The following is a 12,390-nucleotide window of genomic DNA, read 5'->3' as shown; positions in this document are numbered from 1 at the left end:
TGTACCTGGATGATACGGATATCCGGTCTCTTGATTAAAACTATTCAGTTTTTGTGTTAAGTTTCTCTACATCTGTCTTCAATAAGCTGTACAATTGTTTTATCTGCTTTTTTTATTATTCCTGCCATTGGATATCTTTTATAATTATCTATCCACTCAATATGCCCCTTAAGCATACTCCGAAAATTATTTTCCAATCCTCGTGCTAACACTAAAATGGTACACCTAATATTATCTTCCACGGTTTTTCCTAGTGGTAAATTTTTCCTATCCTCAGAAGTGAAATAACTTGCACAAAAATTCCATATATCTATCTTTTTGTATTCATTTTCTAATAGTGTTGTAAAGTCCAGATACACCTCTCCTAGCCGAATAGTCAAAACAAATGCATAACCTTTCCCAATAAACGCTACACTATTTTCCGTAACATCTCTGTAATCTAAATCGTATTTTTCAAATATACTTGAAAAATACTCTTTTATGATACTTTCATATTTCATTTCATCACTCCTATCACTTTGGTATCATTTGCTTTAATACAGAATTAAAAGTATAACCATGATCCAATAAATACTGGTATTCTCTACCAAAACCACTAAGTTCCATTTTACCAGTAATTATATTGGCTCTATATAATGCTGCCGGAGTTGGCTCGGTAGCCAAAACAATAATATCCTTTCTTGCTATAGCGTTATCAAGCCATGGCTTATTACATTGCTCCCAAAATCCATTTGCTCCAAGCTTTTGATAAATATCATCTGGTGTATTTAATAAGTTGAAACCACCATCTTTGGGTCCAAAATTCATAGATTTAACATTTCCTAATTCATCAAGTATTTTTCCTGTATCATCGTTGAATGTACCTAAAATGGTAGTTGTTTTTCCTGGAGTTGCTTTAAGTTTTACTCCCGAAGTAGGTGTATAATTTAATTCATTTTTTAGACCACCCGTATTTATATTCCCGCCACCCTTAATCTCAACCTTCCCACCATTCTTCAAACCATTTTCATAAATGGCTTTCCGTTCTCCCTGACTTAATGCATTGAGGTCATTGACTTTGGCGGTTGGTTTGGTGTTGCGGGTTATTACTATTCCACTTTTTCCTTCGTGTTCTATTATGTCTCCTGCATGGGTGTTCTTACGGTCTATTTTTTCTATTGTTCCATCATAAAGCAGTACCCACGGATTGACCTCCCCGTATATTCGTATATGCAGACCTTTACGCTCTATTTTGAATTTTCTGAACCTGAATTTGCTTAATATTTTGTCAATCAGGCCTTTGAGTTTCTTTGCTCCCTTTGAGAATCCGTTTTTCAGGCTCTTTATGATTATCTTTCCGTTTTCGATTATCATGCTGCCTGTTTTGGATACCAGCTTTGCTCCTGATTTCAGCAGGCTCTTGATGCCTTTTCCGGCTGTGGTAACCAGCTTCTTTGCTCCCCCGGCAGTTGCTTTTATCCCTTTTTTGATACCACCCTTGGCTGCTTTTATGCCTTTTTCGGCGAATTTGAAGCCCAGTGCCATTGCCAGTTCTACCAGCCCCATTGCCAAGGCTGTTGCAAGGGCTATTGCCGCCGGCTGTATGTGTCTTGCCCAGCCCTGTGTCAGATAGGTTTCTATGTAGCCTGCAGCTTTTGCTATGGTATCTATTATGGACACTACCATAGCCGCATTCATTGCCGTGGTTATTACGTTTATTATTGCAGGCAGTGCTGCGGTTATTGCTCCTCCTGTTACTATTTCAGCCGCTACTATTCCGGCAAGTGCTCCCAGTACTCCCAGCAGCAGCTTCCACCAGTTATCTTTTAACCATTTTATTACAAATTGTTTTATCTGGTCAAGAATCTTTCCTGCGTTCTGGGCCCGTGTTTTTACTCCGTCTGCGAAGCTGTTGCCTGTTTTTTGTGTCTTTTGTGTATCGAACTCTTCCATTATGCTTTCTGTGGTATGTGGGTTGGAGCTTCCATTCAACTCCTTTGTTTCTCCGTCTTTCAGGTTTATGTCCTCAAGTAGTTCTGGGGTTATTTCCCCCTTCTCCACCTGTTCTATGACTATATCGTTTTCTGTTAGTTTTTCTGTCGTCTGGCCTTGTGGCTGTCCTCCTTCGGCTGCCTGTTCTTCTAAAGGCTGTGTCAGGTCTACTCCTATCAGCTGTTCCCACACCTTCCCCTCTATATGGGGAAGTGACGCTTTTGCAGCTTCTCCTAATGCTTTTATTCCCTCCATTATTTCAGCAAACTGACCTGAGATTAACATTCCCGTAAAGGTCAATATTCCATTGTAGGCGCTTTGTACAAATCCCAGTAGTTTGTCCAGTGTTCCCGACAGGAAATCCAGTACTGAATTTACCCCTTTTTTCAAGGTATCTGCCAAGGTATTTACTATGTTTACTGCCTTGTCTACTGTTTTGTCTATGAAGCCGCATATTTTATTTGATATTCCCGGGAATTTTGAAAATACTATCTTTACGAGTCCTTTCAGGAAGGTTCCCAGTCCCCTTATGAGTCCTACTACCATTCTGCGGCCTAACTCTATTAGTCCGTTTATTGCTTTTTTAGCCAAATCGAATATGAATTTTACTGCTTTTCTCAGTGCGTCAAATATGAAATTCAGTGCCTGTTTGAGGCCTTCTATAAATTTCTGTGCTTTGTCCTTTACCCAGTCTATGGCTTTTGCATACCATGGCTTGTCTTCTTTTTCTTTTTCCTTTTCATTCTCTTTCTTTTTGTCCTCTGCCTTTTTCTTTGCTGTTTTACATTCCTGATTGGCATCACTTTCTGCTTTTGCCATTTTTTCTTTTATTTCTTTGTTCTTGTCTTCTTTTATTTTGCTTATTTCTTTGGTTTTGTTTTTTGTTTCGGCTTCTGCCTGCTTGTCGTAGTCTGCCACTGCCCCATCTATTTCTTGTCTCCATTGTTTTCTCTGACGTTCTACTTCAGCCTGAGCACCTTTTTGCTCAGCCTGCTGCTTTTTACTTGTTTCTGTTTTCATTGCCGTTATCCGGCTATCTGATTCTGCCCTTGCCGCTTTTACATCCGAATCAAATTTTTCTCGTCCGGTTTGGTATTTTTCTTTTTGCTCCGTTAGCTTGGTTTTCATTTTAGGACCAAGGGTCTTGTTCAGCTGTGCTTCCATTTCTACCGGGATTTCAAGTGCTTTTGGGGCTTTGTATGCTTTTGCAGTTGTACCTTTTAGAGCTTTGTTTGCTTTTAGGATTGTGTTGTCCGCATCAGGGAATATACTGTTTTCTCCAAAGTCATTGTGTATTTGTCCAAGCTCCTGCTGTTTTGCTGTCTGTACATTCTGGGACATTTCGGCATTATAGCCTTCCATTTGTGACGGGTCTGCTTCTCCAGTAAATTCCATGACAGGTGTGTTTGCAGTCTGGTGCTTTGCTTGTGCCAGTATTTCGTCTGGCTCTGCCTCGCTGTTTATGTTTATATTAAGGTCTTTTGCACCGTCTTGTGCTTTCCCTGTCTTTTCAGCCTTGAAACTTGTTGGTACTGCATGGTTAAAGGTCTTTGGAGTCTTTTTAGCTTTTTTATTTTTGGATATTGCAGTTATTCCCGTGGGTGCCTTTATTTGTGGTACTGTTTTCTGAGTTTTCTGGGTTTGGCCTTTCAATGCTTCTCCCGACAGGGCTGTTACCTGGGAATATGCATTCAATGCCTGTGTAGGAGGTACATTCTCGAGTTGTGACAGTAGGCTTCCCGGGTCTCCTGCCTTTATTTTTACTACAGGAGTTTTTTTGGCTTTTTGCCCTGCCGCTGCTGTTGCCGAAGCAATAGAGGCTATTTCCTTTCCAAAGGATGGAGCAGGTTGTTTTTTCTCGGGAGTCGCAGCTTTGGTCTGAACATTATGTTTTATTTGTGTATTCTCCTGAGTTTTCGGAGTTGCTGCTTTTACTTCCTTTGCATTCTGTGATTGAGCAAGGCTTTTGGTTGCTGCTTTTTGTTGCTTGACGCTTTCTTGTGTCTGTTGTTGTGTTGTTTGCTTCACTTGGGGAGATTTTTCAGTATGAGGCTTTTCGGTAGGAGACTTTTCTTTAATATTATCCTTTGTCGTGTTTACATAATGTGAATCAGTAGTTTCCTGCTTTTTGTCTTCTTTAGGCTTAGTTGTTTTTTCACTGACAGCAGATTTAACCTCAGTAGGCGATGTCTTTTCCTCTTGAGACTTTTTGGTGTCCTTATTAACAACCTTATTATCATTATTCATAAGAGCAAGAGGGCTTCTCTTCTGTTCAACTTTCTTGCCCTGTTTTTCCATCTGCTTACGTTTTCTGCCCTCTGACATGAGTCTGACCGTCTGACTGTAGCCCAGCTTTGACTGAAAAAACATAAATTCATCACGTGTGACTGAGTCGGGGTCATTAAGGAGCAGTGCAATTATTTGTGAAAACTCCGTTGCTCTGACTTTTGGCTTTTTGCCCTCAGACTTTGACACGGAGGATTTTTTCTGACTATTGCTATATTGTGAACTTAAGGATTGGTCGGGTTTTCTTTCACGGGCAGCTTTGGTGTACATTATTATATCTCCTGTAATTATACTCTAATGTTTAGGTAAAAATTCACAGGAGATTTACTACCAGATAATTAAATTTTAATGTGGGGATTTCTTATTCTTTCATGTTCCTCTAATGCGAACCTGTCTGTCATTCCGGCAATATAATCGCAAATTACATGTATTTCATTATTGGTAAACCCACCGTAATCAGGGGGATTCTCGATATGCATATATTTATATAACTCTTCAGGTGGTAATAACCTTGGATTGTTTGTAAATGTCTCGAACAGGTCCTTGACAACAGTTACAGCCTTGCTGTCCATAGTTTGAATAGTGTGTATACCGTAAACTGACTTATATATTAAAGCTTTAAGTTTTTTAAATGTATCTTCATCCTCCTTTTTAAGAGTGATAAGTTTCTCTCCTTTTAGCGCTAATGACTTAACATTTTCTAAGGTTTCAATTTTTTTCTCTACTAAATTTACAACACTTTGTTCTGTGACACTCATAATAAGTTTGTGAATGAGACTATCGATAAAATAGGTATCAGAATATTTTGTGACTCCTATTTCCTTCTTTTCAGACTTTAATAAATCATTAATTATAGAAATAATTTCATTAATGTCTCTTTTAAAATCTATATTCTTTGACATTGCGTTCTCTATTAAACCTGACTCGATACCATCTTGTAAGTCATGGCATAAGTATGCTATGGTATCAACTAATTCTACTACCTGACCTTCCAGAGAAAAACAAGGCTTACGTGGATTCAAATTTTCATAAATACCGCTTCTATCAGTATTATGTTTTAAAATTCCTTCTCTTACTTCACCGGTTAAATTTAACCCGAAATAGTCATCACTTCGCCGTTCAATAAAATCAACAACTCTTACGCTTTGTTCGTTGTGATAAAAATGACCCATTTCTCTGCTTTTAAGTTCTTCGTTTAAAAATCTCTCAACTGCATGTCCAAATGGGGTGTGTCCTAAATCATGCCCCAAAGCTATTGCCTCTGCAAGATCTTCATTTAATGCCAGTGATTTAGAAATCCCACGGGCAAATTGGGCGACTTCCAAGGTATGTGTCAATCGTGTCCTGAAATGATCGCCTTCATGATTTACAAATACCTGTGTCTTGTACATGAGTCTCCTGAAAGCCTTTGAATGAATAATTCTGTCACGGTCTCTCTGAAATGAGCCTCTATTTTCATTTTCTGCCAATTTATCGTCATGTTCTCTGCTACCGTCTTTAGGTTTTACAACCGCAAATGGAGCTAAAATTATAGCATATGAATCTTCTATTAACCCTCTGTTCCGTGGAAGTTCCAACCCATTGATTTTCACCATATCACCACTCCATTCGAGTAATTTTATAATTATTAATAATATAGTAATTATAACATCAAACACCAGAAATTCCTACATAGTACAAATAATGTTAGCTAAAAGAAAAAGCTGCTACCCTACGAATATTTTTTATCCATTGGGCAGCAGCACTTATTTGATACTACTTTTTGTAATAACTCTCTTCAGGGCCTAAATATGAATATGGAAGAATTCCATTTGATAAAACAAGTTTTTGCAACACCAAACCTGCATCTAATCCGTAAATACGTAGAATATGAATTCCTTTTCCCAACCTGTGAGTAGTTGTTGTAGTATGAATATTTTCCATAACTCCTTTACACCATGCTTCATTGTCATGGTTGCCGGCTGCAAAGTCATCGGGTAGTGTATCAACGACAACCGGAGCCGAATCGTCAAAGGATACACCATATTTTAATCTGCTTTCTTTAGACAGGTTATTAGTTGGAGCAAAAAAAGCTGTCAATACAAACTCCCCTTCCTGCTCTAGGTAAATCATATATTCGAGGTACGGTGCGTCCTCAGTTTTTTCAAAGGAAACAGTTATAGGAAACATTTTAGCAGATGACAATGTTCGCCCGTAATTTTCAATAACTTTCCATTCAACATCGGATTTTGCAACACGGTTTGATGTATGCTCAGCTTCTATTGATACAACGTTATTGGTTTCTACAAAAGTCATTTGTGGAAGACTTCCTACGTCAATCACTTTAGCATTTATATTTACACTCACCGTCTGTCCCGCACCTGAAATTTTAATAAAACCTCTTGTGGTTTTTGCAACCTTATCCCAATCAACTGAAACCTGAATTGTCTCTCCATCAGTTATACTACCCTTTACAAGGTTAGCTTTAACCCAATCCCCACTTGTCTCTATATTAAAATTAAATTTATCTGTTCCACCGTTACTAATGGTAACACGATAGGTCTCTTTCATTAGATTTGTAAATGCCGGAAATATAGCCGTTCCTGAGCTGTATCCTTTTTCATTCCCTTCTATGTCTACTATCATATGAGCAACAGCTGATGGAATTATGCAGTTCACTTCAGGATAATGCCAGCCTGTTGAATCCCAGTTTATATATCCGATATGTGCAGAGCCCATTATACCCTGCCATTTTCCGCCTGACATAGTATCATTGTAATAGCTTTGCATTTGCTTATCAGCTGTAATCGTTTCCTCAACTAATGCAGCGTATTTATTGGCCAGAACACTTTTAATATGATAGTATTTTTTATTCAGTCCTGCATAGATTTGCATTTTTACAACATTTGCCGATGCAACTGCAGGGTAGTAAATAAGTTGATAATATGTATCCTTGAAGTGTTCCGGCATTTTGCTATAATATTTCTTTGCATCATTTTCAAGACTGATTGCTTGAGCCAGTACTCTTTGGGCTTCATTGTAATATGTAGTACTGAAGGTTTCACAAGTCAATGTCTCCGGTTTACGGATTCCGTTTATTCTGGTATAACGCGACAATACAGTTGCTATCCCTTGTAATGTCTCATTGTTTGTAACACCACAGAATTGCTGCTTAACCCATTTTTTTGTAAATTCCCCGGTTTTATTTAGTCCGTTTCTTCCCCACATTTCAAAGTCATAAGCAAGATTCAAGAAGTAAGATATTGGAAACTCCATTGGCTTTAAATCCCCAACATTAACTATCCAAATGTCTTGAATACCATATTCGTAGGCCATGGTCATCTGTTCCCAAACTTTTTCCAAAGGTACGGTATTAACCCACTCATAGGATATCGGCCCTCCATGATAATCAAAATGATAATACATGCCCCATCCTGCTTTTCTGTCTCTATCAGCAGGAGTCGGAAGAGTACGCATATTCCCGAAATTATCCTCTGCCAGCATAATAATTACGTCATCGAGGACATTCCAGTTTTTCAAACCTTCTACGGTTTCGGTTCCGTACCAGAACTCCTCAACCTCTTTGTAAATGGTAAGTACCTGTGGAGCATTATCAAGACTATACTTTTTTAATAATTCTTTTTGGGTAGTTATTATACTTTTCAGCAGGTCAATGTTTTCCTGTAGACCGCCATCCAGAGAAGAATCACGTTCTCCCCTCATACCAAGTGTAATTACATTCTGGTAGTCTTTATTTCGTTTAACCCCATCTTCCCAGAATTTGGTAATAGCGTCTTTATTGTTTGCAAAATTCCATTCATTACTTGTTCCGTACCTTTTATAATGCTTCTGCCACTCCTCACCGGCGCGGAACATCGGCTCATGGTGTGAAGTACTCATTACAATTCCATATGCATCAGCTAGTTTTGCGTTGGCAATACTGCTGCTTTTCCCGTTTTCGCTGAATATTGCACTCCACATTGCCGGCCATAGAAAATTTCCTTTAAGCCTTAAAAGTAATTCAAAAACTTTGACATATAAATCTTCGTTGAAATCACCAAACTTATTTGTTGTCCATGTACCTAAAGAAGGCCACTCATCGTTAAGAAAAATACCCCTGTATTTTACGGATGGCTCCTTTGAAGTAAAATTTAATTTATCTTCGGGAATATCAAGCACGAACTTCTTCGCAGGTAGTACATCAGCCCAATAAACCCAAGGACTTACGCCAATCAATTCTGATATGTGATAAATACCGTAAATGGTTCCCCTCTTGTCACTTCCTACGATGACCATAGCTCTGTCAACTCCCGGAACAGGCCTCTCAACAACACAAATCCTATAACATTCCCACTTGTCTTTTATTGGTGATACATCTATTTTACCTTCACAAATTAATCTATCAATTAAATCATTATTTCCAATAGAACCAACAACAATTATTGTACCATCTAATAGAGAAATATCGGTTGTAACCATTGGTACTGTATCAACAACCAAATTAATATCATTTGCAAAGGACTGTGCTACAAGGCTCAATCCGTCATAATCACGCCCTTTTGCATCAACATATATCTTGGCTGCTTTTTTATCTTTGACAATAGTGAAATCATCCATTTTTATCATTCAAAATTTATCTCCCATTCCTAAGTAATATTAAACAAGTCACCATTCAGTGGGAGATTCAATTCCCGTTAGATATTAGTTCAGTGTTTAATTTATACTTTTATAAAAGCGATACATAATGATGATTATAAATGAATTTCGTAAATATTCCAAGTATTTGCAATCACTTTTTATATGCATCAACAACTTTTGCAACGTAGTCATCAAGTCCAGACTTTGCCAGAACAACAATTGAACTGTCCTCTCCCTGAAATTTCACATTATATGCCTGTGCTTGATCCTGATCAAGATTTTTTACTCTGGATATATTAACTTTGCTGCGTTCAGCAACACCATAGTTTTCAAGTATACCCGCAACCCGGTTTTCTATTTCTCCTGTAGGACACTCCAGTATTTTAATTCTGTCTATTGCAGCATCAATATTATTCATAAAAAACCTCCTATAATTGTTTATTTGTAGTATGTCCTATTGAAAAATATTAAACTCCTAAAGTATTAAAAAAAGAACAAGGGATTTCTCCTTGTCCTTTTTTCTTATATATTAATTTAAAATGAAATAACCTTAAACAGGCAATTTAGGTATTGAACCCAACAAGTACTTCTTAACTAAAGCAAAGTCAATTGCATCAACACTGTTATCACCGTTTACATCAGCAAGCTTCATTCCATCAGGTGACGGGAATGTGCTAATCTGCTTTATGAGATACTGTTTGTAAAGTGCAAAATCTATTGCATCAACAACTTTGTCACCGTTAACATCACCATAGATACCGGGGTTCACATCGCCTCCTCCAACAAAGGTAGTTATGGAATTCGCTGCCAGAGTAGCTGTAAAGCTTCCTCCGCTTACCGTAATCTTTGTACCTTCAGCCAAATCCTGAGTTGAAGAAGTTGTGTAAGGTGTAACCGAGTCAGGAGTAAATCCCTTCAATGTATAAGTAATTGATTGATTTGTAGAACCGTCATTCATAGCAACTATTGCAAATTTTCCAGTAGCAGGATCTTTATATGCGGTAACATATACATTGGATACAGGATTAGAAGTAGCGGAGAATCTTTGCCACCCCGGCCTTATAAATCTTGAATATTGACCGATTGTATAAAGTCTTTTTGCTATTTTATAAGTTTTTGAGTTCATATCCATTTGTATGAGGCCTTCTCCGTTATAAGTTTTATAGCAGGCACCCCACCAGTAATTCCATGCATTTCCCTGAGTTATTGTCATAAAATCAAAAATTTGTTTTGACCACTTCAAGCCATCAGTAATTGTAATATCATTTCCATTCATATCAGATATCTCTGTTTGCCATATTCCTTTTCCCTTTGCCTTTGTGGTTGGAAAAGTTGTGTATGATGATCCATAATTATGACAACCTACAATATCTGTTCTTGTCAGTGCTGTAGCATCATTCAAACTGTCTATTGCAAATGATTCAGTACAAGACATTGGTTCACCCATAATAACTTTTGCAGTAATACCTTCTTTATCAAAAGTTGGTACCAGATAATCCTTCATAAATGTCTTGAATTGAGCTGATGTCCATGTACATGAAGAATAGTCTGTCTCAAGGTTAGGCTCATTTGATATCCCAATATGAGTAATATCAATCCCGAATTTTGATTTGTAGTTTTTTATATGCTCGGCTAAATATGTTGCATATGCTTGATATTTATCAGTCTTTAGATATCCTCTTGAAGTAGAACCGTTTGATTTCATCCAAGCCGGCGGACTCCATACAGTATAAAGAATTTTGTTAATTCCGTAGGCAGACTGTATTTCTCTTATTATGGATATCTGGTCATCGTTTGTTTCTTTCCAGTCCCAAGTTGTTTCTGAAGGCTGCATTGTCTTATTTGGTCCGTCCGTGGCATTTCCCCATGTTCCTCCGTCACCAAGTATAGAACGGAAAATTGAAAATCCTGCACCTTTGGAAGTTGAAAAGAGCAAGTCATAAATTTCCTTTTTCTTGGTATCTCCTAAAAGAGCAATATTATTTGACTGATGAAAAGCTTCTGAAACGCCAAAACCATCAATTGCTTGATAATTAGTATCCCAATCCACGGTAACTGTTGACGCTGCATAAAGATTTAATGGCATTGCCATTGTTAATAAAAGCATCAAAACCATCGTTAAACTTAATAAACGAATCATTTTTATCATATAAAATCCTCCTATTCTTTGTCTAACATTAAATTACATTCTTTCTCTTTTGCTTTTATAAATTGCCCTAAATATTTGAGCAAACTTATCACTTGTAAAAATTGCAGTACTCACCCCCTAATAATAAAATTTAGGCAAAAAGGATACCTAAAGCCCTTAAACCTACTCATTATATTGGATAATTTTGAATGTACTGCCGAATTTCATAGGGAATGTAAGAAGAGAGAATCTCTTTTTATTCTAAAAAGGAGAGCAAAAGGAAAATACAACAAATGTAATTCGTATATGTTGCTAATGTATAACTAAGCTAAATTATCCAAATGTCAATGTTCAAATTATCCATTTAAATACATTGTATCATATAATAACCATTTTAATCAAAATTTCAATAGTTAAATTATAAAAAATGCTTCCTTATCAGTTACATACACTGTACACCGATAAGGAAGCTAATTTAAATATCAATAGAATTTTTTATAGTACTATCACATTGGTATGTCCGATAACTAAATAACCATCTACGTAACAACGGAACTCCATGGTAGTATTTAATGAGAAAGTCCACTTAAAATCGGATCTATCAAATTTAAACTGCCCGAGTTTTGCTTGCATATAATAACCCTTGTTATCTGAAAGAGCTTTTACTCCGTTAAGTGTAGCAGTATCAAGGTCAAACTCCTTTTTGCATCCCAATCCCGGTACAAAAACGTTAACGGTAAGTACACCTTTGTTAAAAACGACAATGCAAGGGGTTACGATGACAACTGCAGGCAGATAAACCTCAAATTGCTTCTCAACTGTAGTGATATTACCGTCTGCATCTTTAATTGTAACTGTAACAGTGTATTTTCCGGGTTTATCCAATTTGATGCAGGAGTTGTTCTTTACAACTTTTCCAGTAGTTTCATTAGGACCAAGTACTACCATTTTTTCACTAACTATGTCATATCCATTTTTCTCTATATTATAAGATAGTTTCAAATTTGTGCAAATACTATATTCATCAGATAAATCCAAAGTTATAACAGGCTCCGATTTCTTAATTTTGACCTCTGCCGTTTTTACCTCTTCTTTGTTTCCGGCTATATCTACCGAATAATACCTGATTTTGTGAATCCCGTCCCCTTTTACCGTGAATGAGGTTCCTTCCAGATATTCCGATTCATCTATTGAATAATATGTTTGGGCAACCCCACTTTGGTCGTCTGTTGCAGTCAGTGTAACTGTCACGTCTTCCTTTGACCAATCGGCAGGTACTTTTGCGGAGGTAACAGGTACGGTATTATCTATATTTACCTCTGCCGTTTTCACTTCTTCTTTGTTTCCGGCTATATCTACCGAATAATACCTGATTTTATGAAGCCCAT

At 37.2% G+C, this 12,390-nt stretch carries 7 protein-coding genes; all 7 read right to left on the bottom strand.

The features are described 5' to 3' along the window. Window positions 1-56 precede the first annotated feature (56 nt). Window positions 57-500 carry a hypothetical protein gene (locus L323_RS28020; RefSeq protein ID WP_020814956.1) on the bottom strand — a complete coding sequence of 148 codons (444 nt, stop codon included), beginning with the start codon at window positions 498-500 and terminating at the stop codon, window positions 57-59. 13 nt (window positions 501-513) lie between these two features. After that, window positions 514-4,527, bottom strand: a complete 4,014-nt coding sequence (locus L323_RS28015; protein WP_020814955.1) for a hypothetical protein — start codon at window positions 4,525-4,527, stop codon at window positions 514-516. A 68-nt stretch (window positions 4,528-4,595) separates the two neighbouring features. Next, a complete protein-coding gene (gene dgt / locus L323_RS28010; RefSeq protein WP_020814954.1) occupies window positions 4,596-5,852 on the bottom strand; it encodes a dGTP triphosphohydrolase in 1,257 nt (418 codons plus the stop codon). A 160-nt stretch (window positions 5,853-6,012) separates the two neighbouring features. Continuing rightward, window positions 6,013-8,862, bottom strand: coding sequence for a glycosyl hydrolase 115 family protein (locus L323_RS28005; protein ID WP_020814953.1), 2,850 nt, complete (start codon window positions 8,860-8,862; stop codon window positions 6,013-6,015). A 163-nt stretch (window positions 8,863-9,025) separates the two neighbouring features. Further along, window positions 9,026-9,292, bottom strand: a complete 267-nt coding sequence (locus L323_RS28000; protein WP_020814952.1) for a hypothetical protein — start codon at window positions 9,290-9,292, stop codon at window positions 9,026-9,028. Between the two features lie 132 nt (window positions 9,293-9,424). Then, on the bottom strand, window positions 9,425-11,023 hold the full coding sequence (locus L323_RS27995) for a dockerin type I domain-containing protein (protein WP_020814951.1): 1,599 nt from the start codon (window positions 11,021-11,023) through the stop codon (window positions 9,425-9,427). 474 nt (window positions 11,024-11,497) lie between these two features. Continuing rightward, window positions 11,498-12,390: OmpL47-type beta-barrel domain-containing protein (locus L323_RS27990; protein WP_038275452.1), on the bottom strand; the 893-nt coding region annotated here is incomplete at its 5' end.

The sequence above is a fragment of the Ruminiclostridium papyrosolvens C7 genome (assembly GCF_000421965.1).
In the GTDB taxonomy this organism is placed as follows: domain Bacteria; phylum Bacillota; class Clostridia; order Acetivibrionales; family DSM-1351; genus Ruminiclostridium; species Ruminiclostridium papyrosolvens_A.
This window is presented reverse-complemented; position numbering and strand designations above follow the sequence as displayed.